General features: G+C 45.7%; 43 protein-coding genes. 38 read left to right on the top strand and 5 right to left on the bottom strand.

Going from position 1 to position 26,780, the window contains the following annotated elements; all coding sequences use genetic code 11:
* Positions 1–191: 191 nt before the first annotated feature.
* The 13 genes from AC23NW_RS26180 to AC23NW_RS26120 all read left to right on the top strand — a co-directional run bounded on the left by AC23NW_RS26180 (position 192) and on the right by AC23NW_RS26120 (position 7,177).
* A complete protein-coding gene (locus AC23NW_RS26180) occupies positions 192–743 on the top strand; it encodes a hypothetical protein (RefSeq protein WP_487453187.1) in 552 nt (183 codons plus the stop codon).
* On the top strand, positions 736–1,662 hold the full coding sequence (locus AC23NW_RS26175) for a helix-turn-helix domain-containing protein (protein ID WP_487453185.1): 927 nt from the start codon (positions 736–738) through the stop codon (positions 1,660–1,662). The genes AC23NW_RS26180 and AC23NW_RS26175 overlap by 8 nt, the downstream gene beginning before the upstream one ends.
* Positions 1,663–1,757: 95 nt before the next feature.
* Entirely contained in the window at positions 1,758–2,378 is a 621-nt protein-coding gene (locus AC23NW_RS26170; protein WP_487453184.1) for a hypothetical protein, read from the top strand.
* Positions 2,365–2,625: a hypothetical protein gene (locus AC23NW_RS26165; RefSeq protein WP_487453182.1), complete on the top strand. Its 261-nt coding sequence runs from the start codon at positions 2,365–2,367 to the stop codon at positions 2,623–2,625. The genes AC23NW_RS26170 and AC23NW_RS26165 overlap by 14 nt, the downstream gene beginning before the upstream one ends.
* Before the next feature lie 22 nt (positions 2,626–2,647).
* On the top strand, positions 2,648–3,007 hold the full coding sequence (locus AC23NW_RS26160; protein ID WP_293837748.1) for a hypothetical protein: 360 nt from the start codon (positions 2,648–2,650) through the stop codon (positions 3,005–3,007).
* 92 nt (positions 3,008–3,099) lie between these two features.
* Positions 3,100–3,276 (top strand): histone H1, encoded by a 177-nt coding sequence (locus AC23NW_RS26155; protein WP_293837750.1) that lies wholly within the window; start codon positions 3,100–3,102, stop codon positions 3,274–3,276.
* A gap of 68 nt (positions 3,277–3,344) precedes the next feature.
* A complete protein-coding gene (locus AC23NW_RS26150) occupies positions 3,345–3,710 on the top strand; it encodes an ASCH domain-containing protein (RefSeq protein WP_293837752.1) in 366 nt (121 codons plus the stop codon).
* Positions 3,697–4,098 carry a hypothetical protein gene (locus AC23NW_RS26145; protein ID WP_487453180.1) on the top strand — a complete coding sequence of 134 codons (402 nt, stop codon included), beginning with the start codon at positions 3,697–3,699 and terminating at the stop codon, positions 4,096–4,098. Before AC23NW_RS26150 ends, AC23NW_RS26145 begins: the two co-directional genes overlap by 14 nt.
* The gene (locus AC23NW_RS26140) at positions 4,088–4,750 is read left to right on the top strand and encodes a hypothetical protein (RefSeq protein ID WP_487453178.1); all 663 of its coding nucleotides are present in this window, start codon (positions 4,088–4,090) and stop codon (positions 4,748–4,750) included. Before AC23NW_RS26145 ends, AC23NW_RS26140 begins: the two co-directional genes overlap by 11 nt.
* A 35-nt stretch (positions 4,751–4,785) precedes the next feature.
* Positions 4,786–5,295, top strand: coding sequence for a hypothetical protein (locus tag AC23NW_RS26135; RefSeq protein WP_293837756.1), 510 nt, complete (start codon positions 4,786–4,788; stop codon positions 5,293–5,295).
* Positions 5,296–5,441: 146 nt separating this feature from the next.
* A complete protein-coding gene (locus AC23NW_RS26130; protein WP_487453176.1) occupies positions 5,442–5,789 on the top strand; it encodes a DUF6283 family protein in 348 nt (115 codons plus the stop codon).
* Positions 5,786–6,034, top strand: coding sequence for a hypothetical protein (locus AC23NW_RS26125; RefSeq protein ID WP_487453174.1), 249 nt, complete (start codon positions 5,786–5,788; stop codon positions 6,032–6,034). Before AC23NW_RS26130 ends, AC23NW_RS26125 begins: the two co-directional genes overlap by 4 nt.
* Positions 6,035–6,064: 30 nt before the next feature.
* The gene (locus AC23NW_RS26120; RefSeq protein WP_487453172.1) at positions 6,065–7,177 is read left to right on the top strand and encodes a nuclease/transposase family protein; all 1,113 of its coding nucleotides are present in this window, start codon (positions 6,065–6,067) and stop codon (positions 7,175–7,177) included.
* A gap of 882 nt (positions 7,178–8,059) precedes the next feature.
* Here the strand turns inward: AC23NW_RS26120 and AC23NW_RS26115 are convergent.
* Positions 8,060–8,266, bottom strand: coding sequence for a hypothetical protein (locus tag AC23NW_RS26115; RefSeq protein WP_293837764.1), 207 nt, complete (start codon positions 8,264–8,266; stop codon positions 8,060–8,062).
* A 105-nt stretch (positions 8,267–8,371) separates the two neighbouring features.
* Here AC23NW_RS26115 and AC23NW_RS26110 point away from each other — a divergent pair, with 105 nt between their 5' ends.
* The 8 genes from AC23NW_RS26110 to AC23NW_RS26075 all read left to right on the top strand — a co-directional run bounded on the left by AC23NW_RS26110 (position 8,372) and on the right by AC23NW_RS26075 (position 14,257).
* The gene (locus AC23NW_RS26110) at positions 8,372–9,211 is read left to right on the top strand and encodes a hypothetical protein (protein ID WP_487453170.1); all 840 of its coding nucleotides are present in this window, start codon (positions 8,372–8,374) and stop codon (positions 9,209–9,211) included.
* Positions 9,208–9,720, top strand: coding sequence for a hypothetical protein (locus AC23NW_RS26105; RefSeq protein ID WP_487453169.1), 513 nt, complete (start codon positions 9,208–9,210; stop codon positions 9,718–9,720). The genes AC23NW_RS26110 and AC23NW_RS26105 overlap by 4 nt, the downstream gene beginning before the upstream one ends.
* Entirely contained in the window at positions 9,717–10,394 is a 678-nt protein-coding gene (locus tag AC23NW_RS26100; protein WP_487453167.1) for a hypothetical protein, read from the top strand. The genes AC23NW_RS26105 and AC23NW_RS26100 overlap by 4 nt, the downstream gene beginning before the upstream one ends.
* 2 nt (positions 10,395–10,396) lie before the next feature.
* Positions 10,397–11,038, top strand: coding sequence for a hypothetical protein (locus AC23NW_RS26095; RefSeq protein WP_487453165.1), 642 nt, complete (start codon positions 10,397–10,399; stop codon positions 11,036–11,038).
* 5 nt (positions 11,039–11,043) lie between these two features.
* Complete coding sequence (locus tag AC23NW_RS26090; protein ID WP_487453164.1) at positions 11,044–11,553, top strand: hypothetical protein; 510 nt, start codon at positions 11,044–11,046, stop codon at positions 11,551–11,553.
* Positions 11,554–11,850: 297 nt separating this feature from the next.
* Entirely contained in the window at positions 11,851–12,132 is a 282-nt protein-coding gene (locus tag AC23NW_RS26085; protein WP_487453163.1) for a hypothetical protein, read from the top strand.
* A gap of 595 nt (positions 12,133–12,727) precedes the next feature.
* Positions 12,728–13,333, top strand: a complete 606-nt coding sequence (locus AC23NW_RS26080; RefSeq protein WP_487453161.1) for a recombinase family protein — start codon at positions 12,728–12,730, stop codon at positions 13,331–13,333.
* Between the two features lie 90 nt (positions 13,334–13,423).
* Positions 13,424–14,257 (top strand): hypothetical protein, encoded by an 834-nt coding sequence (locus AC23NW_RS26075; RefSeq protein WP_487453160.1) that lies wholly within the window; start codon positions 13,424–13,426, stop codon positions 14,255–14,257.
* Between the two features lie 287 nt (positions 14,258–14,544).
* On the opposite strand, the gene AC23NW_RS26070 is transcribed toward AC23NW_RS26075, so the two are convergent.
* The 3 genes from AC23NW_RS26070 to AC23NW_RS26060 form a co-directional block, all read right to left on the bottom strand.
* Positions 14,545–15,345 (bottom strand): Fic family protein, encoded by an 801-nt coding sequence (locus AC23NW_RS26070; protein ID WP_487453158.1) that lies wholly within the window; start codon positions 15,343–15,345, stop codon positions 14,545–14,547.
* A 372-nt stretch (positions 15,346–15,717) separates the two neighbouring features.
* The gene (locus AC23NW_RS26065) at positions 15,718–16,773 is read right to left on the bottom strand and encodes a PKD domain-containing protein (RefSeq protein WP_487453157.1); all 1,056 of its coding nucleotides are present in this window, start codon (positions 16,771–16,773) and stop codon (positions 15,718–15,720) included.
* Between the two features lie 92 nt (positions 16,774–16,865).
* Positions 16,866–17,030: a hypothetical protein gene (locus tag AC23NW_RS26060; protein ID WP_487453156.1), complete on the bottom strand. Its 165-nt coding sequence runs from the start codon at positions 17,028–17,030 to the stop codon at positions 16,866–16,868.
* A gap of 104 nt (positions 17,031–17,134) precedes the next feature.
* Here AC23NW_RS26060 and AC23NW_RS26055 point away from each other — a divergent pair, with 104 nt between their 5' ends.
* Entirely contained in the window at positions 17,135–18,034 is a 900-nt protein-coding gene (locus AC23NW_RS26055) for a hypothetical protein (protein ID WP_487453155.1), read from the top strand.
* 645 nt (positions 18,035–18,679) lie between these two features.
* Here AC23NW_RS26055 and AC23NW_RS26050 read toward each other — a convergent pair.
* Positions 18,680–19,000 (bottom strand): hypothetical protein, encoded by a 321-nt coding sequence (locus tag AC23NW_RS26050; RefSeq protein WP_487453153.1) that lies wholly within the window; start codon positions 18,998–19,000, stop codon positions 18,680–18,682.
* A 70-nt stretch (positions 19,001–19,070) separates the two neighbouring features.
* On the opposite strand from AC23NW_RS26050, the gene AC23NW_RS26045 reads away from it, so the two are divergent.
* From AC23NW_RS26045 to AC23NW_RS25970, 16 genes are all read left to right on the top strand, one after another.
* Positions 19,071–19,652: a hypothetical protein gene (locus AC23NW_RS26045; RefSeq protein ID WP_487453152.1), complete on the top strand. Its 582-nt coding sequence runs from the start codon at positions 19,071–19,073 to the stop codon at positions 19,650–19,652.
* A gap of 1 nt (position 19,653) precedes the next feature.
* Positions 19,654–19,824, top strand: coding sequence for a hypothetical protein (locus AC23NW_RS26040; protein ID WP_487453150.1), 171 nt, complete (start codon positions 19,654–19,656; stop codon positions 19,822–19,824).
* A 53-nt stretch (positions 19,825–19,877) separates the two neighbouring features.
* A complete protein-coding gene (locus AC23NW_RS26035; RefSeq protein WP_293838558.1) occupies positions 19,878–20,222 on the top strand; it encodes a hypothetical protein in 345 nt (114 codons plus the stop codon).
* Positions 20,212–20,556 (top strand): hypothetical protein, encoded by a 345-nt coding sequence (locus AC23NW_RS26030; protein WP_487453148.1) that lies wholly within the window; start codon positions 20,212–20,214, stop codon positions 20,554–20,556. The genes AC23NW_RS26035 and AC23NW_RS26030 overlap by 11 nt, the downstream gene beginning before the upstream one ends.
* Positions 20,556–20,903, top strand: coding sequence for a hypothetical protein (locus tag AC23NW_RS26025; RefSeq protein WP_293838562.1), 348 nt, complete (start codon positions 20,556–20,558; stop codon positions 20,901–20,903). The genes AC23NW_RS26030 and AC23NW_RS26025 overlap by 1 nt, the downstream gene beginning before the upstream one ends.
* A gap of 19 nt (positions 20,904–20,922) precedes the next feature.
* The gene (locus tag AC23NW_RS26020; RefSeq protein ID WP_487453146.1) at positions 20,923–21,549 is read left to right on the top strand and encodes a hypothetical protein; all 627 of its coding nucleotides are present in this window, start codon (positions 20,923–20,925) and stop codon (positions 21,547–21,549) included.
* A gap of 140 nt (positions 21,550–21,689) precedes the next feature.
* Positions 21,690–22,331 carry a hypothetical protein gene (locus AC23NW_RS26015; RefSeq protein ID WP_487453144.1) on the top strand — a complete coding sequence of 214 codons (642 nt, stop codon included), beginning with the start codon at positions 21,690–21,692 and terminating at the stop codon, positions 22,329–22,331.
* 1 nt (position 22,332) lies between these two features.
* Positions 22,333–22,962: a hypothetical protein gene (locus AC23NW_RS26010; RefSeq protein WP_487453142.1), complete on the top strand. Its 630-nt coding sequence runs from the start codon at positions 22,333–22,335 to the stop codon at positions 22,960–22,962.
* Positions 22,959–23,654, top strand: a complete 696-nt coding sequence (locus AC23NW_RS26005; RefSeq protein ID WP_487453141.1) for a hypothetical protein — start codon at positions 22,959–22,961, stop codon at positions 23,652–23,654. Before AC23NW_RS26010 ends, AC23NW_RS26005 begins: the two co-directional genes overlap by 4 nt.
* Positions 23,655–23,659: 5 nt before the next feature.
* A complete protein-coding gene (locus tag AC23NW_RS26000) occupies positions 23,660–24,115 on the top strand; it encodes a hypothetical protein (RefSeq protein ID WP_487453140.1) in 456 nt (151 codons plus the stop codon).
* Positions 24,116–24,173: 58 nt separating this feature from the next.
* Positions 24,174–24,374 (top strand): hypothetical protein, encoded by a 201-nt coding sequence (locus AC23NW_RS25995; RefSeq protein ID WP_487453138.1) that lies wholly within the window; start codon positions 24,174–24,176, stop codon positions 24,372–24,374.
* A gap of 65 nt (positions 24,375–24,439) precedes the next feature.
* Entirely contained in the window at positions 24,440–25,111 is a 672-nt protein-coding gene (locus tag AC23NW_RS25990) for a transglycosylase SLT domain-containing protein (RefSeq protein ID WP_293838576.1), read from the top strand.
* Positions 25,112–25,238: 127 nt separating this feature from the next.
* Complete coding sequence (locus AC23NW_RS25985; protein WP_293838578.1) at positions 25,239–25,466, top strand: hypothetical protein; 228 nt, start codon at positions 25,239–25,241, stop codon at positions 25,464–25,466.
* Complete coding sequence (locus AC23NW_RS25980) at positions 25,414–26,013, top strand: hypothetical protein (protein WP_293838580.1); 600 nt, start codon at positions 25,414–25,416, stop codon at positions 26,011–26,013. The genes AC23NW_RS25985 and AC23NW_RS25980 overlap by 53 nt, the downstream gene beginning before the upstream one ends.
* Positions 25,965–26,564, top strand: coding sequence for a hypothetical protein (locus AC23NW_RS25975; RefSeq protein WP_487453135.1), 600 nt, complete (start codon positions 25,965–25,967; stop codon positions 26,562–26,564). Before AC23NW_RS25980 ends, AC23NW_RS25975 begins: the two co-directional genes overlap by 49 nt.
* The gene (locus AC23NW_RS25970) at positions 26,561–26,779 is read left to right on the top strand and encodes a hypothetical protein (RefSeq protein WP_487453134.1); all 219 of its coding nucleotides are present in this window, start codon (positions 26,561–26,563) and stop codon (positions 26,777–26,779) included. Before AC23NW_RS25975 ends, AC23NW_RS25970 begins: the two co-directional genes overlap by 4 nt.
* Position 26,780 lies beyond the last annotated feature (1 nt).

The following is a 26,780-nucleotide window of genomic DNA, read 5'->3' as shown; positions in this document are numbered from 1 at the left end:
AACTCAAACAAGGGTTATTGGACGATTATATGCGCCAGCAATTAGTTAAACCAACCTTAGCCTTTGCGTAAGTCCTATAAAAAATATATGAGGGGTCTGACCCCCCCAAACCTCGGTTGACGATGGTTGACAAAGGTTGACAAAAGGTTGACAAAGGTTGACAACTCAGGTCAACCAAACCCCTGAAAGCAATGGAAGTGATCGAAAAAAAAGCAGAAACCCCTCCTTTCAGGCTGCTGCCGCTACATACCTGGTGGTTTTTTCCGGGCAAAACGTTGCCCTACCTCATTGCCGAAAAATGGGGCATTACACTACCTGATGAAACAGCACAGCTCAGCATTCTTGAAATCGGCTCGTCAAACCCGCTCAGGATGCCCGTAAATGAGTTCTGGGCGCTTTTTGACCAAAAGGCTATATTCCCCCTGATCGGCGAAGAAGTGGCCCCAAAAGCAAAATGTGAGCCAAATAGGAAAATGAACCCTGTACCAACGTTCAGCTATGTGCCGCTGCATACCTGGTGGATTCACGAACGTCAAACATTGCCAATCGTCATCGTCGAGAAAACCGGCTATCTGGGGCCATACAGCAAACGAATGATTGGGTATCTGCGAATCGGATCATCTACGGTGATCAGAATGACGGAAGCAGATTTTTGGAGCAAATACGAAAAGAATGAAATAAGGGCTTTCACCCTGAATGAAAAACTGATTATCAACCATATAACCAACAATTCAAATGACTAACATTTGCCACAATCTCGAAAAAGTCCGGAAACAAATGGGAATTTCTCCCGCTATGATCGCGGACAAAATGGAGATTCCGCTTTCCAACTATCTGGAATATGAGTTGTTTGCGGACTCTATTACACCCGACACTCTGATCCGTATTGCGGAAGCGCTGAATGTTACTACTGTTGAACTGAACAGTGGTGTAACCAACCTGTCGCGTTTCATGTCTGCTTATTGCCATCAATTTGGCCGGCCTGCTGTTGTTACACTACTCTACGGACTGGCATCCATCTGGAAAGAACATATCCAGGGCGTAACCGGAATGTTTCCGTATCTCTACATTCACGGCGACCAGCAATCCGGCAAAACAAGTATTGCCAGCGGGGCAAAACATGCTCTCCCTGCTTATCTGCGGTGTTATGATGAACGCCCCTATGTAGCATCAGCTGGCCCCGAATCAGATAATCAATTTGGCATAGTTCTTTGCAGTAATGTAATACCTACCCAAATCACGCTGAACGCAAGCATTTATTTGAAATTACCTGAGCGTATCCAGTTTTCCCCCGAACAGGCAGACGACTACAATGCATACCGTCATTCTCTTCCGGACGTTGATGCATCATCCCTGCTTTTCCATGATGTTCACTTTCGGGCGTATTTCTCCTTTTACTATCAAAATGAACTGTCGAATCTGAATCCGTACAATTTTGCCGACCCGGCTCTTTTGGCGATCAAGAACAAAGCGGCAATTATTCTGAGCACCTACCGGTGTTTAGAAGCCCTTCAGTTTCCCTTCAGCAATCAAGATGTTTTTGATGCGATCTACTGGATCGTAGCTACTCAATATGGCTTGCAAAAGCTCCGTTCGGCAACCCCGTTACCGATGACCGTAAAGGACGTATACGAAGCCTTCAACCCTGACGTATATGAATGATCGTTAGGGTCTGGTTTGTAATCGGCTAAAAATATTGTCAACCCTGTCAACCTTGTCAACTTCGTTCATTCGTGAATCATCAAAACTAAGTGTATATGGCCTATACTATTCACCAGCGGCACGAACATAAACGTGGCTGCGGATACCGGAAAAAAGGCGGCTTTTACTTCTTCTGCGAATCCGGCGGCAAAACCTGTATGAAGCTACCGATTCAGGTTTCTGTATGCCCATGCTGCGGCGAAGGCATCCAGCAAACCCGTGGCTTCAAAATCGTTTCTTCGTTACTGATCGACAATACACCCTGCAAAAAAGCCGGGTGCCAGATTTCTGAATGCCGTCCTTTCGGCATCCAGAAACAATACTACCTCATGTGGGTAGGCGAAAAGTTCTACAAAACACCCGCTTTCTTTCTGGATGAAGCGAAGCGGATGGGAATTTCAAAACGACTGCCGGAAGTGCCCAAAAACTTTGTCGTCGGGACAGATTGGGTCTTGCTGGCACACCCCAAAACCCCGTTTCAGGACGATAGCGCCAACATGGAGTTCTTACCGGGCATTTTTGCCGCTTTCCGGCCGGATCGTATTGAGTATGTCGTCCGTGGCAATGAATCTGCCGAAAAACTGCAAAGCATGGCAGACAGGGGAATTACCCTGATTGATGTGCATCCGATTCAAGAAGAGCAACCTAAAACCCTGTTTGAAGATGCTGCTGTATGAAGTAGATACCTCCGAAGAAAAATTCCTGGACTCGCTGCCATATAGCGGCAATCGGGCAGTAGAGCAGTGTGGTGAGCTTCACTACTCTACGATCACCAGGCTATCGACCTTTATTGCAATCTACATGATTGCAAACCGCGATGGGTCAAAGCGATTCATTGAGACCAACTCGTTTGAGGCGTTTGTCAGAGCATTAGATATTGTAGATCGTATGTCTGAAGCCGAATACAGAGAGACATTTAACTGAAAACCAATTCAAAACCAATTATATGAACCAATCACAAAACGCAAATTCTCCCGTAATGCTTTGGGCAATTGTGGAGCTAATGGGCCATCAGCAAATTTCGGGGCAGGTCTCTGAATACCAGCTTGGCGGAAACTTTCTCCGGATAGATGTTCCGGAAACAAGCAGACAAGGCCCGTTTACACGCCTTGTAAATCCATCGACGGCTGTGTATGCAATCAATCCGGTTACCGAACAGGTAGCGCGGATGAAGGCAGAACAGTTGCAGGCCAAGCCTATTGACTCCTGGGACATACAGCTTATGCAGCAAAAGCTACTTGCCCAAACGGTAAGCCGCAAGGATGATGCAAATGATGACTCCGCTAATCCTCCATATTTCGATTAATATCTAAAACTGACATTTAACGGAAATCGCCCCTTCCGGGCCATCCCCGATCTTTTTAATTCAATGTTTCACTTATAACCAATCAATTCAAAATGAACAAGTTCGAACAACTCAAATCCCTGATTGCAAGTGCTGAAGAAGATGCAGCTAAGTTTTATGACAAAGGCAACAAAGCTGCCGGAACCCGTCTGCGGAAGCATATGCTTGACGTGAAAGAGCTGGCTCAGGAAGTCCGGAAAGAGGTCTCTGCAATAAAGGACGAAGAATAAGCCAATCATTGCCCGGTTGCACCCGTAACCGGGCAATTAAACAACATTCAACTTTATCAATACAAGCTATGTACGGCTCCCCTACTCCGGCATCATTAAGCGCCATCGAAACACTGGATTTTAGCCACAACTGGAATAATAAGCTTGATGGTCAGTATTACACCACATTCCGGCTCAGAAGCAAGAAATTTCAGCCCGGCCGGTGCCTGAAAGTGACCTTGAATAAGGAGCCGCACCACATTGCTCAGATTGTCGAAACCCGATACCTGAAGCTGGCTCAGGTAAATGCATGGGTCGCAGGCCTGGATACAGGCTATTCCCTGCCAGAGTTTGTCCAGCTGGTAAAAACCATGTACAAAAACATCGTAAAAGACTTTGACACACAAGAATTTGTGCTGGTACTCTTAAAGAAAATCCCCAATGAAACTATCTGAATTGATTCCCCTCGGAATGGCTGTTCTGGTGAAGAAAAAGAAAGCAGCCAAGCGCAAAGGCGGCGAGAGTCCTGCCAGTAAGCACCATAAGGAATATTGCTCCTATGATGTCGCAATGACCTTAATGACATACAGCTTACAGCCCGGAGATATTATCCTGTATGGCGGCCGGAAGCTGAAAATTCTGGATGAATATTCCAGCCAGAAAGTAGTAACTCAGGAACTCTACATGGACGGTTCGGACGGCGAACGGTTCGAATTGCGGGAATACTACATTTCCCGTAGTCGTAAATGGGTGCCACCAGTGGCCAAATCAAAGGCTCAGGAAGAATTAGAACATATGCAGGCTATCTCAAACATTTTACCAGTTTTTTCCAATGAAATTTGATCACATTGAACTCCGTTTTTCTTTCCTGATTACAACTTCAGCTTACGGCGACTTTGACCGTTGCAGTAGTGACATGACTATTGACCTTATCGGCGTTCAACTGGCTGATAGTGCGGACGAAGAAAATTTGACCGCTCCGGTCGGCCGAATTTTAGCATCATACAAAAATTTACTATCCGCTGGCCCGACAGACGCCATTGATATGTTTTCGGTTTTTGATGCCGTTGATTACGAGGACATTAATTTGATTTACAAGGATGGTAAATGTTCTTTTAGCGAGAATGCCCTTGGTATCGACTCCCTGGATAGTGTCTTGATTATATCTGAGTTCTATCTTCTTCCGGAATATAGAGGGGATGATCACGGAAGTAAAGTATTCAAGGCATTAGTTGAGTTCTTCGGGGAGTTTGTCGATGCAATAGTACTGAGAAGTGCCCCTTTGCAATTCTGCCAGGAAACCACAGAAAGACATCAACAGGAGGGTATTAACCTTGGCTTGCAGGATAAGACGGATGAAAGCAGTGCAGATGCTGCCTTACTGAAGTTTTACAAGGGGCTTGGCATGACTGAATATCCGAAAAAAAGCCGGTTGATGTGGCTTTGTACGGAACATCGAAACCGTAAGTTAGAAAGAGTTTCCTACCATGAGTAAAATGCCGCTTACCACCGAATAACCACAAAATTCAAATGGAAAATAACCCAAGAGTAAAGTTCGGCCTTGAGTCACAGGGCCATATTCCAACCATTCAGGCTATGCTTGCCGTTTATGGCTCTTCAGCTGAAGCATGGGAATTGATTGGCCGTAAAATAGGCTGGGCACCCTTAACGGCATGTGCTCATTACGTCGCCTATTTGTCATCATCAGTTGATGCCGATCCATCTCTGCCCAAAGTAGAATCTAATTATGTCGTTTGTAGCAAGATCGGGACGACTAACCTTTGTCTGGGCTGCGGTGCCGCTAAGGCACATTTGCCTACCAGCTGTGAGCCTTGCCCGGTTCACATGTACAATACCTGCCAACCTATAAAACTCGGGGTTGGCGACTCGGTAAAGTTCATGTATTGCCTGCCCGAAAAAGTCACCGGTACGATCGTACAGATTAAAGATGATACCGCTAAAGTCAGGCTGAACCGCACATTTTTCAATACAAAAATCGCTGATCTGGAACCGAATATTACTGAAGTAAAAGCTTGGTAGCCTCTATATCACACCCCCAACTATGGAACTACTGGTTGGACGTTGTGTCGATAGCCTGCTTTGACCAAATAATATTCGCAGATCTGCCATAGAATGCAGCTGAATTTGACCGGTTATTGCCCAATATTATTCTTTCGCCATTCAAAATGAGTAACTGTCAGTTTAGGGGTAAAACACCCTGCAATAACTGCCCATACCGCAAAGATGCCCCTTTGCGGTTATGGGCCATAGAGGAGTTTGAACAACTTCTCGAATACGAAAAGGATTTTTTGGGCGCCGTTTATGGGTGTCACAAAAAAGACGGCTCTGTGTGCCGTGGCTGGTTAATTGATCAGGACAATCGGGATTTCCCGTCTATCCGCCTGCGGCTGGCTTTACGGAAGGCTGAAATAACGAGGGAGTATCTGGACTCACTACACAGCCAAACACCCCTTTATGAAAGCGTCGAAGATATGATTTTTGCCAACTTCCCCGAACTGCTTCTGAAGCCATGAAAAAACCATCAAAAGAGTCTCTTCAGCAACTCGAAAAAGAGGTTGAATCGGATTTGATCTGTGTCGCCATTTTTGAGAATGCATCAGCTGATGACCCATACACAACAATGCATATTATCAATCGAAATCTTACTTACGATCATCTGCACTGTCTGGCTCATGCTATCGTATGCGAAATGAATGCTATGCGTAAGGGATCGTCCTACGTCATAGTATCCCCAAATGAAATTATCAGCCTGAATTAACCGATTACGCAACCCGGAAACAAAAGCGAAATGGAAAAATCTGTTGTAATTACCCGAAAAATCGAAATCTATCCTTTCGAAGGAAGCAAAGAAAATAATACGGCCGTATGGCAAAAACTACGGGCCTGGCAAACGGATGTCCGGACGGCTGCCAACCTTATATCCAGCCAAATGTATACGCTGGACAGACTGAAAGATTACTTTTTTTTGGTCGAAGAGATAAAGATAAAACTTGCGGACCGGGCAAAAGATCCCGATGGTATTCTGACTACCAGCTATCAGAATACGGCCTATCAGGCACTTTCGGCCAAATTTAAGGGTGAAGTACCAATGGCCATTATGTCGTCTCTGTCTAATTCGATTGTCCAGGTCTATAAAACCGAAAAGCCTGACCTTGCGGCCGGCCGCAAATCGCTCCGTTCGTACCGGAATACGTTACCTATACCGATGCCTGCGGCAAGCTTCCGGAACTGGACGCTTCAGGAAGCCCGCAACAATAACTATACGTTTGAACTGTTCGGCATGACCTTTATGACCAAGTTTGGCCGGGACCGGTCGAATAACCGTATTATGCTATCCCGTGCGCTCGACAAAGTGTATAAGTTTTGTGATTCAAGCTTAAAGCTCGACGGTAACCGTATGTTTCTGCTACTGGTGCTCCGGATTCCGTCCGAACAAATTGAGTTGTCGGATGACCGGATCGTATACGCCGAATTGTCGCACATTGCACCCATTACCGCAAAGTTTGATCAGGAGAGTATTGAGATCGGAACTGCCGAAGACTTTTTGTATAAACGCCGTGCAATTCAGGCAGGCTTACGCCGTGCTCAGATTGCGGCTGCGGAAAACGTAGGCGGTAAGGGGCGGAAGCATAAACTGAAGTCTATTAACCGGTTCGAAAAGGCAGAACTCAACTATGTGACGGATAAACTACACAAGTATAGCCGTCAGCTGATTGATTTTTGCCTTGATCGTGGTGCCAAACAACTGGTCTTGTTGGAGCAGAAAAAAAAGGAGAAAGCCGCCAAAGATGCCGCCGCCGATGGGGAGCCGCTAGTGCTCCGTAACTGGTCATATCGCGGTTTGCTGGATAAGCTAAAATATAAAGCAGCTCAAAAAGGAATTGATGTCTTAATTGAGTAGTTTTGTGCTCTTCGAGGGCGGTTCTACGCCCGTAGGCCGGGGGATTCGTCCACCCGGCAATCTTAACTCTCAGAGTGCATCTACTGTTGGTAGTAGAATTAGAACGAGAAAATTGATTTCTCAGGCATTCGGGTTTATGGTCTCAGAGTGCATCTACACTGGCAGTAGGATTAGAACAGCCTACAACCGAGTTCTATAAACAACTGAATATAAGCCTCAGAGTGCATCTACAGCTGGTAGTAGAATTAGAACAGTGTGATTTATTTCTGAGTCCCAGCACTGTTCTCGGTCTCAGAGTGCATCTACAGCTGGCAGTAGGATTAGAACCCATGACTATTCGCATTTAGAGTGATTTGTGACTTTGCTCAGAGTGCATCTACAGCTGGCAGTCTAATTGACTTTGGCGCGTAAAAATCGTATTTAAAATATAGTAATGGAGGGCGGTTCTACGCCCGTAGGCCGGGGGATTCGTCCACCTGGCAATCTTAACTCTCAGAGTGCATCTACAGATGGCAGTAGGATTAGAACACAATGTTTGGATTGATCAAGCAACGATTTTCTGGTCTCAGAGTGCATCTACAGATGGCAGTAGGATTAGAACTAGGCATCGTTCATCATTGCCCTGGCATGAGAAGCTCAGAGTGCATCTACAGCTGGTAGTCTAATTGACTTTGGCGCGTGAAAACGTATTTAAAATATAGTAATGGAGGGCGGTTCTACGCCCGTAGGCCGGGGGATTCGTCCACCCGGCAACCCGACGAGTTCGAAAGCAACTTGCAAGCCAATAAGGGGTAGAACATTATCAATAAAGTCTTATACGAGACCTGGTTCGAATGCAACTTTCAACCCTGAAAATAAAGACCTGCTAAAGTTTCATGATTTTTAGCCCAACATCGACGCTTTGATGCGTTCCCGGGCTAAACCGGTGAATTGTACGACATCATCAACCAATACCATTACGACGGAAGCAGTGCCTTCCGTCTTTTTTTTGTGCTTAATCTGCTTCATCATTTCGAGTGCCTTCACCCGGCTGATACCAAACATAGCTTGCAGGTCTTTGGTCGTAACTCGCTCTCGTTTAACTGTCATGGATAGGGTCAATTTTAGTTCGAAAGGGTACAAAATTATCTATAAAAATCTTATAGTATAAATATCAATTTTTTACAGTCATAACTTCGGGAAAAACATTTTTATATGGAATTTCCCGAAACGTTAGAAGATGATGGACAAGCGAATGACACGCTTGGGCCATACCTTTCAGCGGTAATACCTAACGAGGTATTACCAGATCAAAATTCGTCGGTAAACCCCCTTGGAATGCCTTTAGACAGCGGTAATACCGGTAATACCTCAGTTGGCGGTATTACCGGTATTACCTTAGAAAATGGCAATGCAGGTATTACCGGTAATACCGGTAATACCGCAGAAAACGGAGAATCAGAAACCGATCTTTACCCTGCCGAATCAGCTGGTGTAATTCCTAAAACGCTAAAGATTCCTGCCAGTACGTATTACGCTATCGAAAGAGTTTGGGATGATCGTGGGTTCTCTAGTCTTCATGCCTATTGCCTTTCTGTGTTGGCTCAGCACAATGCCGTTTTTGAGGGTGCAACAAAGATTGACCAGCACCAGAAAACCATCGCTAAGCTTACGGAAGACTATCTTGATCTTCAGCAAAAGTTCGCGGCCTACCAGGCTCAGGCTAGTCATTATCAGGAGCAGCTTAGTGAAAACCTGTCAACACTCAACCAGGACAATCTGAGACTGAAGAGTGAACTTCAGCAACAGCGGACGGCCACCCCGACCCCATCGCCACAAACTGTATATCAGCAATTGGCGACTGAAGGCAATGAAGAACAACATGCACGTATCGCGCAGCTGGAACAGGCTTTGACGCAATATGCTCAGTTGGTGCAGGTATATAATACACTCGTCTTTCAAGTCTGCAAACTTGCATCGGCCGAGTCGTCACGGACTCCGGAATTTTTCTTTAACTATTTCGAGCAACTGTCTTCTCCCAAACACCAGGCATGAACAAAATACTCGCAATTGTCGAAATGACAGACGCGCAGGTTGCTGCAACACCTGAGCAAATGACTAAGGTGCAGGTTTTGCGCCACTTTCCCCAGATCAATGCCGACAGCTTTCTATCCGACTGGAATGAGGGAATTGTTGCCCGTCGTATGTGGGAATCGTTCGTTGGTGGCCTGTTTTCTATCCTTACCGAAAATGAGCTACTGGATGAAAACGGGTTACACTTCAATGATTATTCCTTTGGCGATGTCTGTAAATACATCGTCGATAATCAGGATAAGCTACCAGCTCCTATCAAAGAAGCAACAAGCTCCACCTTTGGCATGGTGCTCATGAGCAGTATTAAAACTGCATCCCGCACAATTCGCCGCAAAAAGGAAATCAAGATAGATTTTCCTGAAATGCAAAAGCACCTGATGCCGATGCTGGAATCAATCATGGTAATGGCCATGAAAGACCCTGATCGGGCAAAACTTCTTACGCCACTCTTAAACATCCAAAAGCGATGAGCCTAGCCAGCTTAATAGAAACCAGAGGGGTATCGCCTATCTCAGAGGTATTGCAAAATAGTATACCCCGAACCGTCGAAGCGGTCGGTCAGGCATTGCCTGAAACACCGATTTTGCCGATTGCAAAGTGGTTAGGAGGCTCCCGCGCTCCTGATCCTGCACCGATTCAGCGGGAAGCTCCTGAAGACGACGACGAACCGGACGATGAACCGCTGACCGCTGAAGAAATCCGGACGAAGGCCGAAAGTAAGGCCGAAATGTGGGGCGCTGTAATCGCGCTCCTGTTTTCGTTTGTAAATCGGTACATGGCCTATCAGCAATTAAGGGAAGGCGACAAGGAACTCATTAAGGAGTTTGAGCTACATGTTAAGGCCACGGGCAACGTGCCGGTATATGAGCCAAACCACCCGTACCATGATGCCCGGCAGCGTTGGGATGCTTTTGAGGAGTCGCTTGATGATGCAGAACAGGAAGCACAGCTGAATGACGCTCAAATGCTGTTGTTGCGCCGGTCGATTGAATCTGATCTGAAGGCGAAGAACAGACGGGGCAAACTGAAAGCAGGCAGTATCGCTGAAGTACTTTTTGAAATTGCTGTAATTAAGGCAATGGCTCCTATGCTTCAGTTTTCAATGCTGACGGTGAACCGGATGGTTGATAAACGGATGAAATAAGTATGCCAGAAACCTATGTGCCGCAAATAGGCGACCTGCGGCCGTCGTCTGTCTTTCTGCACATCGGAGCCAAGAAAACAGGGAAAACGCAGGGAACACTAAACATGATCGTAGATATGTGGAAACGTCAGCGAAAGCCCTGTATTGTGTTCGATATTGGCGGCCAATCTGAATACGACGATTTTATTCCACTGGCCTTAGAAGATCTCGAATTTTTCAACGCAATGGCAGATCAGGAGCCTTTCCCTTTGTATCGGGTTCGGTCGCTGGATGACTTTGACGAGTTCTTTCTAGGCATTGTAGAGTGGGTACGTAATGCGTTCGTCGTTTTTGAAGATGCCACCTCGTACATGGTTGGCAATTTGCCGGAGTCACATCGCCGATTATTACTAGGTAGCCGGAATCACTGTAACGACTACCTGTTTAATCTTCACTCCCTGGCAGAGCCTGCGCCTTTCTTGTTCCGACATGCCGAATACATCATTCTGCGCCGTACCAGTGATGTAAAACTGCCGTCGAAGGTTCCGGTGCCGCATAAGATCGAGAAGGCAATGCGTGAGATTGATGCAGAAAACCGCACGCTCTACCCTGATCCTCAAATGCCCAAACTGGCATTTCGGCTGATCGACATTACAGCTGCTTAGGTATCATGGAACCAATAATTGTAGGCTATTCCAGTGCCGGCCGTCAGGATGAACACCTGATGGCCGCACTACATAGTCATCCAGAAGACAGGCATTCAATACTACTTATGCCTGCTCCCGAATTGCACAAAACCGAAACGAGCATGAAAAAGAAAATAGCTTCTGCATTATTAGGCATAACAGCAGCTGCATTGTCAGTGGCCACCACAAACCAGACCACAACGTCATCAAAGCCGGGTGGTTCTACTGCACAATCCGTACAGACATCACAAAGTCGTTCAGAAAGCCGTAACACGTCGGATCAGCAGGCACCCCAACGACAGCAGCGCCAGCGCAGTGCTGATGCGTCCGGATCAGGAGGCATGATTCCGTATGGTTATGGCCGTAGTCCACGATACAGGCCAAGTAAATACAGCCGGGCACGTTATTATAGACCAACAAAAGGCAAGCCAACTACTAATAAGCTGAAACGGAGTCATCGCACCCGCCGATCACATCGTCGATCTAAAAAGTAGTTAAGCTCTTATGCCAAAACCGTATAAGTATCGTGCCTGTTTCATGTCCGACATTGCCGAACGTGCCGGTGTAGACATCGAGACGTTTCAGTCCTGGCTTACTCCGCAAGACATGCATTGTATGATTGACCTAGGTTGGGTATATTATCGTAGAAAATTAACCCCACCTGTAGTTCAGTATCTTATGGACAAGTTTTGTCCGGACTATAAAGATTAAGGTTACTTTATATAATTTTCACGTCTATTTAGGTTGGTTTACGCCAACTTAATTTAAGTCCTATCCAGTTTTTTTTTAAAATGACACGTAAGCAGTTCTTTACCGAAAATGTTGACCTCATTATGCGACTGACGCACATCGGCAGTCTAAGTGTCGGGTCAAAAGCCACTGAAACAAGTGCTGTTCCCTTTCCCGAACAAAGTATTGGTGTTGTCATCTTAGACAATTGCCCCTCAGTCGATGAAGAAACGATGGCTCTAATCCAGAAAAGCCCGATCACAATCAGTAAAATTGATTTTGACGCAGGTGAAGTATTCTTAGTGCCAGAGGAGCGTGTGCCAATATCCACCGTAATGAGATAGGATTTAACAGCAGCGCCTGACTGAGATGTCAGGCGCTTTTGTATTATGAGCAACATTAAAGAAACCCTGAATAGTAAAGAATTTAAGGCCTGGCTTGTAGATTACGAGTCAGCATCTTCAGCCTATTGGATTCATCTTTGGTATGGTGAATGGCTGTGTGCTCTGTTCGTTAAGTTTGCTGTATGGCGAATCAACCGGAAGTTAAGACGGCTTGATAGGTACTATGCCAACCGTAGGAAGTATTTTGAGTATATGGATCGTTTTGTAAAAGACCTGCCTAAATGAACTTAGCTGATATTCATTTTTGTGAAGCATTCGAGTCCCGTCTTCAAGTAATTTATATTATGAATTTGGTGGAAGACAAATTAACCGAAAGCGGCCGTGCAAAATTTAGTGAAGACCTGAAGTGGATAGAGGAAAATATGGACAGGTATTATGATCTCACAAGCAAGCATAGCGATAAAACGTGCGTTTAATCACTATTTGGAAATTTTGCTTTTTCCTCCGTGGGTCAAATGAAATACTATGTAATAAACTCTTTCCGTAAATCAAATTTCCGTAAATTGGTGTTCATAACCTTAAATGGAAAAATTTTATGATTTTTGGCTATGGTAGGGTTAGTACCCGCGACCAAAACCTAAACCTGCAAGAAGATGCTTTGAAAAATGCAGGGTGCTCCGAATTGTTCCTGGAGAAAATAACCGGGACCCGAACTGACCGGCCGGAGTTAAACCGGCTGATCGCTCAGCTGCGCGAAGGCGATACTGTCATCGTCTGGAAACTGGACAGGTTAGGCCGAAGCCTGAAAGACCTGATTGATCTGGTGAATCAGTTCCGGTCAAAAGGAGTTCGTTTCAAGTGTATCACGATGGAGGTTGATACCGAGACCGCCAGCGGCCGACTTATGTACAATCTATTTGCAGCACTTGCCGAATTTGAACATGATCTGATTGTCGAGCGAACTAATGCCGGTCTGGAAGCAGCCAGGGCCAGGGGGCGGAAGGGTGGCAGGCCCAAAGGCTTATCATCTGAAGCCAGAAAAAAAGCCCAATACGTTAAGTATCTCTATGCAGATGGTAACAGCATAGCCAACATCATGAAGATTACCGGCACCAAATCCAGTCATACAATTTACCGCTGGCTCAGGGAGCAAGGCGTAAAAATCGGCAAAGGCGAGAAAAGTACCCCTTCGGCTAATTAGCCGATTGTGATTGATCACCCCCAAAAAAGCCGGATGATTGCATCCGGCTTTTTTGTTACCTTACCCGGACATTTCATCAATAACTACATTATGAATCTTGTTTATGTTGTCGATCAAACGGGCAAAGTGCCGTTTGCCGACCTTCAACGCGCTGTATCTGATATTCAGGTACAGGTAAATGAGCACCTTGCTCAATTCTGGCCAGTCAAGGATACGACAATCGTAGCCGTTCAGAATAAGTCAGAAATTCCGGCAGCTGCATGGCCAACCTACATTGTTGACGAATTTGAGGAAGATGGTGCTCCTCATTCGGCCTATGGCTATCATTGGTTCAGGACGAATACAGACGGCTCCAAACTGCCTTTCTGTGTAATCAAGTATGTCAACAATTGGACGGTTGTACTTAGTCATGAAGTCATGGAAATGCTGGTTAACCCCTATGCTATATACGTGACCAGTGCCGACATTCCGGGACTAACCGAAAAAGGGGTGCAAGTGCTGGTAGAAGTCGCTGATCCTGTACAGAGTATTGCAGATGCCTACCAGATTACAACGAGTAAAAAAGGGGTGCCGGTATATGGTACCTGGGTCAGTAATTTTTACACACCTGCTTACTTCGATATTATCGACCCTAATTTGATCGGGATTGCAAAGCGATATGATTATCTGGGGCGTCTGACATCGCCAAAGCAGATTCTTGAAGGTGGATACGTTTCGTATCAGACCCGAACCGGCGAGTGGTGGCAGGCTTACCGGCAGGCCAATGTTTTGCTTTTCCGTAAGCTTACCGATAGTAGTCAGTCGCTTACCGCTTCTGAGCAAAACCGGCTTATCAGGGGCATTGGGCTGGTAGTGGCTGGTCTGGTTGCTATACTTGTTCTGATTTTCGGAGTAAGGCGTTATCGTACAGATTTGCAAATATGATAGTAGTCGGTTAAGTTTGTTCTGTCGCTGGTACTTAGCGGCTCCTGCACAGAAACACTCTCGAACTCCATATAGTTGATTGCTCCCCGTCAGGTATACATGGCGGGGATTTTTTTTTGAATGATAGCTTTTTAATACTTTTGTGGTATGGGTTATTTTCTAACCCGAATGGTGTGGATTAAGCAAAAAGCCCGTGGCGAATCGCTACGGGCTTTTTTGTTGGATTAGAAACTTGTCTTAAAAAAGTATTGACGCCTTTTTGGGAAGAAGTAACGGCCAACGGGTTTTTATTTCATTTCGGCTATCTCCTTCTTCAGGAACTTTACATACTGACTTGACATGAAATCGTTGAACGGAGTCATATCATCCTGATTCCTGGTAGCTTCAAGGGCATTTATGTATTTGATACGATCTTGTTTGAATACCACAAGCATTGGCAGGTCGAATCGCTCTAAAATATAGTTCATGAGCAAACGTGATGTTCTTCCGTTTCCGTCTCCAAACGGATGGATACTTACTAGCTCAAAATGAGCCAGATAGGCAAGTTCACACTTCTGTTCAAGTGTCTTTGCGTTCTTCAGTCCATCATTCAGCTTAGCGCAAAGCTTATCAATAAGTATCGGTACTTTTTTGTAGTCAGGAAAGGTTCTGGTTCCGGCCCTGACACTACCTAGGCGAAAATCTCCGGCAGCAATATTGTATGTGCCAATCACGGTATTGACTGTACCGCCAGTGCTATGCATTACTTTGGCTCCGAGTTCACGCAAAAAAACCGCATTCACTGGGAGCCTTTTTCTGGCGGCGTCTGCAATGAATACTGTTGCATTAAAGTGGTCGAATACCATTTGGTGATGCTCAAATGGTTTATTTGGTGCCGTTTTTCCATACTCTAAAAGATTGATGACCTGGCTCTCTGTCAGGGTACTCCCTTCGATTGATGTAGAATGGTGTGTAAGAGCGTAGTAAGCATACTTTTCGTGGTCAACGGTTCCTTTTGACAACTTCTTGTACTGCCGAATCAATTCATCAAGTTTTTCCATGCTGATCATGTTCAAAATTAAAAAAAACGGCCATACTAATAATTGCATGGCCGTTTCTACAGTAAGTTGAATTGTACTCTATATTTCGCCCAAAAGTATAATATTTTTCCATTTATTCAATCTTTGGCGTTTGCCAAATGCTACAAAAAAAAGGGATCAATTGACTGTTAATCAATTAATCCCCGTATATACACTGTTTTACCCTATCGCACCACAAATGTAAAAATATTACTGTATTTTTTTTACACTATTCAAAGTGCGATTTTCAAAGTTTCCGCCTAAGACTGCGTGACTAATCACTATCAACAAAAAAACGCCGGGTAGAAAGACGAAAGGAGATGAAGTCAGAAAATAACCTAAGCCATTCTCAGCTCCCATATATAATTCAATGTCAATTAGTTGCTCTTCCATTATTTTATCTTATTTAGTAAGTTGCATTGACCGACATTGTCCATTTGTAATATTGATCGTGCCATTCCATTTTAGCGGGAAAAGAGCTTTATCTTCTTCAGCGGTGAAACTGTATGCTCCTTGTTGTAATGTTACAGTCACAAGTCCAGATGTACCACAAGCAGGAGCAGTAGAAGAGTTAATATAACTTGTATTACTCCCTTGATATACACCATTGATATAAATTTTAATGCTGTTACTGTTGAAATTCGTCCAAAAGATTAGGCTGCCTGTTGTCGGTACGGCTATATTAGTAACATTTAATGTCTTTGAAATAGTGTTCTCACCATTCTTATTTTTAGCGGTAAGAGTCACAGTATAAGTGCCATTAGAAGAGTATTGCATTAGAGGAGACCAGTCCGTCGAAGTTTGCCCGTTTCCAAATGTCCACTGCCAAGATTCTGAATTTGTAGATGAGTTTGTGAAAACCACTCTACCATCAGTCCCATAAGAAAAAGTAAAGTTTGCTACAGGTTTAGGAGCATCGGCTATTGTAATATTTTGTTTAAACGATGTCATTCCGTTTATGTTTGCAGCCTCCAAGGTTACCTCGTATGTACCATTTGTCACATATTGTACCTGAGGAGACTTCTCTGTTGAGACCTGCCCATTTCCAAAGGCCCATTTAAAGTTATCTGCATTAGTTGATTCATTTGTGAAGCTAATTAAGCCGTTTCCTAAACTCTTATAAGAAAACTTAACTGCTGGCTTAGGTGCAGTGCTTATTGTGATCCGTTGAATTTTTGTGCTTTGGCTTTGCCCTTGCTTAGCAATTAGCACTATAGTGTAGTCACCATTTTTAGTGTATTGGGATATAGGATTCTTTTCTATCGAGGTACTCCCATTACCAAAATCCCATTCGTAAGAGTCTGCATTTGTGGATGAATTAGTAAACGCCACTCTTCCTTCATCCTGAACTACGAAAGTAAAGTTTGCTACTGGTGGTTCAGGATCTTTTTGTTTACAAGCATTTTCAATAACGCCCAATCCAATTAATAGGGTACTAATGAACAGGAATCGTTTCAATGTGGTCACCATTTTATAAAATAATTAACTTATGATTATTTATTAAATAAACAAAAATAAAGAACGCCTAGTAAACCAACCAAAATGTTAGCTTAACTCAACTTGACGTCATTCCTTTCAAGCCATTCTTGGAGTGCTGTTCGTATCAACTCACCTAATGATACTTTTCTTTTTTCATTTAGCGACTTATCTAGCTGAATACGAAGCAGTTGCTCATACTGTTTCTCCGTAACATCGACAGTTAATCTTTTTTCCATAGTGCAATGATAAATAAAAAACGTAACCTCCCAATAAAATATCGATTAAATATTTGCATATAATATTTAAATATTCAACATTTGCGACACAAAAAATCAAGACAATGAGCTACGAGAAAGAACTAGAAGTCCGTTTTCGGTCTGCACTTATAGATCAGACTCTATATCCAATTAATTTTGATGATGCCTGGAAATGGGTTGGGTATTCAGAAAAAAGAAGGGCGCTCGAAGCCTTAGAACGAAATTTTATGATTAATACCGAGTTTTTGGCATTGATGCCAAAAACCTCCGGCCCTAATGGTGGCCGTCGCGCCAAAGACATTCGCCTTAGTATCGACTGCTTCAAAGCCTTTTGTATGTTGGCTCAAACCGAACGAGGAAAAGAGGTACGTCGATATTTTATTGAGATCGAAAAGCAGTATCGACACCAACAGCACGACGTAAAGCCAGGTCAACAGTTGTCACACATCGAAAGTCAGGTAATCTATTACAGTTCACTTGTGGAATCTCTTGATTGTCAGATCATAGAGCTTACCGAAAAGCAGAATCAGGCCCGTGAGCTGGCGCAACTCTATCAAAATATAAAAACAAAGTTGGTTAGCCCCTTGCCAATGTCTTTGCCACCGACAACCATGCAAAGCAGCTTTATCCAGATTGTTCAGTCATTGATTGAAAAGAAACAAATTAACGAAGACTCTGATTATCAGGTTCTTTTTCTGTCTTCAATAATGATGTCTGATAAAGTGACAATTACATTGGCCACTGGTGCCGAATCAACCGGAAAACAAATCTTACTCCTGAATTTTGCGCCGGTCTATAAAGCATATGTGGCTGAATGTTTGGCCGGCAAAGCGATTGATCAGCAATCGTTACGCAACTGGATTGATCAACACCCTGCCTGTTATGGACTTACCTATAAGCGCAAGTTTGGCCGTGTGTCTACTCGCGGTTATGCGTTTGATTTAGAGAAGCTTAATGACTTACATAAACTAAATATATCCTAAAGAACAATGGGAACTAACTCACAAATGACAGCAAATGTACCCGTATGGGCTGTAAATCCGTATTCCGGAAAACCGATCAACGTAGAACCTCTGTTCCGGATGCTTGACAATCGCGGCAGTACACTCAATGACTTCTCTATGTCGCTGGATAGCCATGCTTTTCATGTAATAGAGTACGCTGATGTTCAGGCAATGGAAGACAGGGAGTCGTTCAGGGCTGTTCAGGACTCTCAGTTTACCCTTAGACAGTTAAGAGACGTGTTTAGAGAAATGGCTTCAGCTGAGTTGTCCGGCCCATCAACCCGTTAGCCGCCAACAAGTCAGACAATAGGGCACAAAAAAGCCGTTGGCAATATGTCAACGGCTTTTTTGTGCCCTATTGTCAACCTTTGTCAACCTTTTTAGGGGTGTTGTCAACCTTTGTCAACCATTAACGCCAGCGGTTTATTCCAGATTTCCAGCACTTTAGCTGACAGGTTGACAAGGTTGACGCAGTTGACCCGAAATATATGCCCCATAAAATCACCTTGGGCGTTTTATGGGGCATATATAGGCTCTCTTTCTCTCAACTATTACTGTTCGTCGTTCAGGTAGCTCTTTTATACTTCCTGTTGTCAACCTTTGTCAACCTTTTTAGGGGTATTGTCAACCAGTGTCAACCATTAGCGCCAGTGGTTTATTCCAGATTTCCAGCACTTTAGCTGGCAGGTTGACAAAGTTGACGCTGTTGACCCGAAATATGTGCCCTATAAAATCACTTTGGGCATATATACTCTCTGTTTTCTCCCCCGGTTCTTTAGTTTTTCTTCTTCTGCCTGGCTTTAGTCCGGTGTTATTCGGGTTTAATAGGGTTATACCCTGTTTTTGCGCGATCAGGGTATCAGTAGCGCCATAGCGTTTCAAAAACTCGTCACAACTTTCGGTCGCTTTTGTTTCGGGGCAATGGTAGTCAAGGCCGGAAAGCAACGTAAAAACTGCTTTCCGGCTCGCTGCCAGAAAGCCCGAAAAGAATCAAAACAATAACCCGAACAAAACAATGGAAAATCAAATGATGACGGTACAGCAATACCGCAGCAACCGCGTCAACTGGACGCAAACGTTTAGCATCTTTATCGCGGCCATTCTTGGTTGTTTGGCGGCAATGGGTATTCTCATGTTCCTGGGTCGCTATCTGATGAAACGCCAAATTGAGGCTACTGTCAAAGAGCTTGAACATCTGGCCCCTCCTGCCCCTTCATTTGCCGGTGATCCGGACGATGACGATGACGATTTTGGTTATCGCGGAAGCGACGACGATGACGACGATGACGATGATTTTGGTTATCGCGGAAGCGACGACGACGACGACGACGACGACGATTTTGGTTATCGCGGAAGCGACGACGACGACGACGATGACGACGATTTTGGTTATCGCGGAAGCGACGACGACGACGACGATGACGACGATGACGACCTGGCTATGCCCGGCGGAATTGCTCCGGAAAGCCAGGTACTTCAGGCAGAAGAACCAGCGGATGACAACACCGCAGGTATCCAGCCTGAAGTAAAAAAGGTAAGTGTCGTTAAAGCAAAAGCCACAAAAAAAAGCAGCCGTAAACAGGCTGATATAAAATGATATGGATGCAGTAGCAGATACTCCGCTATCCAACGAAAGCAGTCCGGTTGATATGACGGCAACCGTGATCATCGGGATGCCGGTTATTACTCCCGTCGAGACGACTGAGATAACAGAGTCTCCCGAAATAACCGCGCGGCCCATTCACGGTATGCCGGTCAGCCGACTGTAGTAGGGTTGGGTCTGATGGCCCAACCCTATATGATCGCAACTAAATTTTCAACTATGGATATTCAGTATTTCTATGCTCAGTACGGCGTTGATCCTGCAAACCTCAATGATTCTACAAAAAAGAAGATCAATGAGGTTCTGGGCGCAATGGGTTATGCTGGCCTGGATAAACTCGGAAAGATCATACAGGAGGAAGCGGCCAAACAGTCAGGCACCACCGGTACGAAAACGTCAACTGAATCGGTAATCGACACGTCGGCCGATCAGGTATTGCAGGAAGAAGAAGCCCGTAAAGCCCGGCAACGTATGTATATCATCGTTGGCTCTGTTATCGGGGTTCTGGCTATTGGCATCGTGTTATTTTTTGCATTCCGTAAACGCAAACCAAATGAGCGATAACACCAGTTCAACCAACACAAATCAAGCCGGTAGCCTGTCGGTTTGGTCGAACCTGTTGAATGTCGGCGGTAATCTGGGGCTTACTGCCTTGCAGAATCGCGGCTCACAGATTAAGGGGCAGTATGCGGTAGAGCTTCAGGCACTTCAGAATGATGCCGCAATGACTCAGGCCCAAAAAGACCAGGCGCTTCTGAAGCTTAACACGGAATATGCCAAGGCAACCGGAGACGTTAAGGCGCAGCAGACTAAGCTATACATACAGGCTGCCGCATTGGTATTGCTGGTTGGCGCAGCCTTAACCGTGGCGATTCTGCTTATTGTCCGTAAAAAATAATGGACCCGGTTTCGATTGGCCTGATCCTCCTATCCGTTGCCGGGACCGGACTCAGTATTTTTTCGCAAAACAAGGCCAATAAGCAAGCGCAACAAGAGGGAGAGCTGGCAACGGCGAGCCTACAGGCTGAGAATGAAGTCCAGCGGCTAAACGCTGATGCTGACTATCTCAGGTTACAGGCAGAATCGAAAGCCAAACTTGAAACCCAACTGGATAATCTAAGGACTCAGCAGCAGCAAACAAAGCAGCTGACGCAATCCGCACTCCTGTTTGCTGCAATAACCTTAATTGTACTGGCCTGTTACCAGGCGCTAACGAAAAGACCCCGAACTTCAATCAATTCATAACTAAAAACCATTACAAAAAATGGCATTTCCTAGTGGTCACAACCCGCGTTCAGGGTTCGCTGCCGGTCAATTAAGAGACGGGCAATCAATCGGTACTTTTACCGTAACCAATTACTTCCCTTCCGGACAAAGCAGCGCAATTACCGTGCTGTATGATGTTCGTGTACGCTACTACCAAAACACCCTTATCGCTGTTGTTGGTGTGCTGAAGCAGAGCGACAATTCAGTCGTTGAAGCATACATGGTTAAACAGGCTCAGTACCTGCTGAACGTTGCCAATGCTGTAGGCTCGACAGCGGTTCCGACTCTGCGCGATCTGGCTACGCTGGTAGCGTCGCTTTCCAAGCTGCAAAGCCTGAACATTCCGGATAACGGCAATGTGCCAACTCAGCCGTCTGATCTGCCGATTCCCTTCCAGCAGGATGCTGATGGTTATGTGAAGGCTTATGTCGATCCGTCAGAGGTTAATCAGAAAATCCTCGAAACGTTGACGAGCAATGCAACCGGCTCTACAACCACTACAACCGGAACTTCGTCTACGGCCAAGACAACCACTCAAAAGGTGCTGATCGGTGTCGGTATTGCAGCTGCGGTAATTCTGGCAGTAGTGCTGATTGCCAAAATCCCGGTTAAGAAAAAGAAGTAACCGCTAGTCCATACTTCTATACTTCACTTCATCAACAAACGTAAGGCCCGGCCAAACGGCCGGGCCTTCTTACTAAAATGGCCAGCACAGCAGAGATACCCAACGGTACAGTGATTCGGGCGGTTGTTGACAATCCGAATGTGTACACCAAACTCAGTACTAATTCTGGCTTAGCTCAGGCATATATTGACGCTCCGGTATCAAAAAGCGACCGAGTTTTACGGTACTGGAAAAGGGGAGAAATCATTGGTACGATTAAAGGAGCCGCCATGTCTTCACCTGAGGGAAGTAAATTGTATCCCGTGCTCACTCAGAGTTGGGAATGGGTAAAAGGTTTTCCAACCGGAAGATTTGTAGCTATCCCATATGAGTATTTCGTCGTAGTTGATCAGGAAAGTGACCAATGGGTACGGGCCGAATGGTACGATCTGGCCAGTAAGGAAGAAGATAACCGACAAATCTGGGACGAGGTTCAGGCTGAATTACAGCGAACTGAAACCCCGATGCCGGTTAAAATCGAATCGGTTACAAACCCTACTACAAAAACAGCGGACTGGCTGCTTACATGGGATAGCGGAAAAACGGCTTACTGGTCTGACTATAAAAAGCTCGATACGGCAAATCGGTTGTATAAGGCTACCGGTAAGGCTACGGCTGGAATTTCCACGCCTGACCCAGCGCCCAATCCAGGCTTTTTTACCACAACAAACATTATTCTGATTGCATTGGGCGTCATCGCTATGGGGCTTGTCCTGTGGCTGACGCTTCGTAAACGTAAATGACATGGCAACTTCAAAATCAACGAAATTATACGATAAGAAACTTCGTGGGCAGTTGGTCACTGTGTCGTCTGGGAATATCGCGTTTGCCTATCCGGCTCCTGAGCTAACGAATGATTGGAGTCGATTGACCGGCCCTACTACGGTAGGTCAGGCTACCGGCTACTACTTTCAGCTTCCGGATCAAATTAAAGGGACCGGGACGGTCGATATGATTGAAGTCGTCTATGTCACCGGCATTACGGCCCTGGCTCCGGTTCCTGCCCTGCGATATGTACTGCGTAGTGCTATTCTGTTGGATTCAAACCCAACTTATGACGCATCTCTCGACACCAATAAACCTGCCGATGATGGCACACCGGCACCAGCGGTAGCCGCTTCCGAAAAAGAGGAAGTGGTCAGTGATAAGCCGGGAACGGGAATCCCATACAAGGATAAAGACGGTAACCTTGTCTATGTGGATATTGAACAGCTACGGTCTATGGTTTCTTCTGAGTCTGCGGATACAAGTTCAGACTCAACCAAGAAGCTGTTGACGTATGGCTTATATGGCATCATTGGCCTGTCTGCCATTGCGTTAATCGTGATCCTGATTAATAGTTTCCGTAAGCCTAAAGCACCGGTTCAGCAATGACAGTTGGTACATTAATCAAAACGAAAGCGTCATCGACTGCCAGCACACAGCCGAACGGAGCATTCAAGGCATACGATGTGCCCGGGGGTAAAGCAATCACGGTTTTAAACCCAAATACAGTAATCGGGCTGTATAACACGGAAAAGCTTTCCGGATTTACGCGCTATTACTATATCAAATTGCTTGAAGCCATCACTTACCAGGGCAAAACCTATAGCTATATCTGGATTGAAGCCAGTAAGGTCTTCGCCTATACGCCGTCGATGGTGCCCTATTTCGTCACAGGGGCATCTGCCGTCAATGTCCGGTCTGAACCTAAGCTGAATGCCAAAACGCTGCTTGGCAGCCTGAAAAAAGGCAAACTGGTAGGCGGTTCGGACGGTACGACACGGAACGGGTACATGTTCATGAAGCTGGCCACTCCGCTGAAGGGATATAACTGGGCATGGGTTAGTAAGAATTATCTGACGACCCGGGACCCCAATACCGGAACTACTCCGGCATCAACGTCGGGTGGCTCTCCTGCTGTTGTAAGTGATCCACAGGACGCGCCGGTATTTTCAAAGGTTGAAACGATCCTTGAAAATACCTTTGGTGATGGTACGGCCGAACTGGCTAAATGGGCAGGTATCGGCCTGCTGGCTGCCGGTCTCGCTTTTCTGATTGTCAGATTGCTGAACGATAAGGATTAACCGCAATGAGCAAGTTCAAAGACAATTTCAAGGAAGCTCTGGCAAACAAGCCGCTGCAATATGTCATCGTGATTGGCGGCTTACTGCTGCTGGTTTATCTGGTGGGTAAAGCGGCCGGCAAACGGTCGGTGAGTGGTACTCAGGTTCCTTATCAAAAGGGGGATGATGTCACGGAAAGTTGGGTCAATACTGTTGCCCCGGTTATTGTGCGGGAAATGTATGACTCTCTGGGCCTTTTCAATTCAATGGAAGGGAAGGTTTTAGCTATGCAACGGTTAGAGGGATTATCAGACGGCCAGCTGAAGTATTGCTATAATCTCTATAATCGCTCTTTCCATCCGGAAGGCAAACAGACACTGACTACTGATCTGCGGGACATATTTGTTCTGCTTGGCTACGGCACGGCCGACGACATCCGCGACCGTATCGTATTGCGCCTGGAAGGGCTGGGCATGAAGTAAAGGGTTGGTGGTCGAACCGGCCACTAACCAATCGTTTCTCAATCATAAAACGTTAATTATGGCTCTCGTAGACGATCTTAATAAAGTAATTGAGGGTATTCAGAAGATTTCTGACAAAGGTGTTCCTATCTCACTGGAACACAAGTTTGATACCCAGACTGTAAGCTATTTTGCCGGTGCGATGCTCCTGGTAGGTGTAATTATCGTGGTAATGGCGGGCGTAAAGGATGTTGTTGTCCACAATATCACCCATGACTAAAAAAAGCAATTACGACCGGCTGATGGCCTTCGCCATTTACCGGAAACATAAACGCAGTAAGCAAAATGGCACTACCATACGAAAATTACGTACCGGCCAATTACAAGGGTGTGACACGGGCGGCATTTGTGGCGAAGGTCAGAAATGTAGCCAGCCGTCTGGGCATTGCTCCGGAATGGCTGATGGTAGTCATGTACAAGGAATCGCGTCTGGAACCCTGGGCAAAGAATCCTAAGTCAACGGCCTCCGGACTGATTCAATGGCTGGAAAGCACCGCCCAAAAGCAACATGGTGTAACTACGGCTCAAATCAGGGCAATGGATGGACTGAAGCAGATGGATCTTGTCTATGATTACTATAAGCCGTACAAGGCTAAACTGAAGTCTCTGACAGATACCTATCTGGCCGTACATTACCCGAAAGGCATGGCTAAAGACAGTACGTATGTACTATACCGTTCGGGCAGTGATGCCTACAGCGCAAACCGTGCTCTTGATAAAAATAACGATGGTGCCGTAACGGTTTCTGATGTCGCACAATGGCTTGGCAATCAGGAATACGACGTAACTCTTCCTGTTGAACAGGATCAGACAACTCTCGATTATGGTAGCACTATTCTTGCCGTACTTGCCTTTACTCTGCTTGGGGTTGCTGCGTATTATGCTTTCGATGGCAAATGGGGGCAAATGTGGGGATACGTCAAACTCAGAACCAAAAAACTCGCATTCTGGAAATGAAGAATAATAATAACTATGCCTATGGCTGGTTCGCAATCGTAATCAGCCTGATATTCATTGCGTCAGCGGCTTTGTCTGGTTGGGCCAGCTGGTTAACCATTCGTGATCATAGCAAAAAATGATTCTTATGACCACTGCCGACAGCAATTTCGATGACACTATGAAGGGGTTGGCCACAATACTGCTGGCTGCAAATGACTTCAGTGTAATTCTCACGGTCCTGGGGGCAATTTTTGCCCTGCTCAGCATTGTGAAGCTGATTCTTGATATTCGTTATCACCCGCTTAACCGGAAAAAGGACGATGGCACGACTAACGATAGAACTGATTCGAACGGCAGTCCTGAAGAGCTTTGAAATAGGCATTCCGGAAGCGGCCAAAATGTTCGGGATCAAAGAGGCCGAACTAGAAGAATATCGCTCGGAATTTATCGACGATCAGTACAGGTTACAACACCCTGCACCCGTTGCAGAGTTGCCGCCAGCGGAGCCGGTTAAACCATTCTGGGAGCGTGTGCGTCATAGTATTTTTTATGACATCACCTCAAAGGTTGTGCTCGCGGTGCTCCTGATCCTGATCTGCTGGGCTGCGCCTTATGTGTTGCAGCCTTACGTAGACCCGCTGACAAACAGTGTGGTATGGCTTGGCTTCACTGCTGCTTACATAATCATTTTCGGTGGATTGCTTGTCGAACTGGCCTTGTTTGTTCAACACAAAGTCAATTTCGATTTTCTGAATCCCTTTGTCGAAACGGGGGCAGGTGACTACTCCACACTCATGCGATCAAATGAACTAACGCCATACGAAAAATGCCGACTCAACCAGCAAAAGTATTTATCCTACTTGTTTGCCTATTGCGTTGTCATCATGGCGTTAGCCAGTCTGATGCAGGGACGATTGTAGGAACGAAAATAGTAAAGGCGGCATCCCGCGATGTAGGCACACAGGAACGTACATGGCGCAATGAGCATCCGCTTTTTGATTATTACCGGATTCTGGCCGGAAGCCGAAACCCGGTAAGTCGTCAGGGGTGGTATGAGCCATACTGCGGATATGCGGTTAATGCCTGGCACAGGCAGGCGGGACTAAAACCCTCCGTCAAATCGCCCGGTACCGCGTTGTCGTGGTCATACCACCCTACTAAAATCAAACTGGGGCCGTTTGCCCCTAAAAAAGAAATTGACAGGCTTGCCCCCGGTTGGGTAGTCGGGTTTCGATTCGGCCGGCAAAACCACGTCGGCATTCTCGAAGAGAAATTCCCGTTGTATGCTATCACAATTGAGGGGAATACCAGCCTTTCCGGTGCCATCGGGACTTATAAGCTAAAAACCGAGGGCGTTATCCGGAAAAAACGATTCTGGAAAGATATGGTCTGGGCGACCGATTGGCGCACATCGCCACCGGCAGACACCGTACCTGTATTCAAACTTAGAGCCAAGTATTTACCGCCATGACTACAAAACAGCAGCTTACCGGGGTCTTTGCAATCCTGGTCATCGTCGGAGTTTCTGTCAGCGCCTATATCTGGTGGACATTCCCGCGCCGGAAAGAAAAAGCCCGAAGCTTCAAATTCGTCCGGACTACTGGTTCCGGAACGGACGAAAGCACGAAAAATACATTACTCGCCGGTCAGTCGCTGGCGGTCGAACTCGTTGACTATCAAGAATAAT

It is taken from the genome of Arsenicibacter sp. R0_47, from assembly GCF_057652235.1.
Note: the sequence above shows the minus strand (reverse complement) of the source record. Positions and strands in the feature narration are given on the sequence as shown.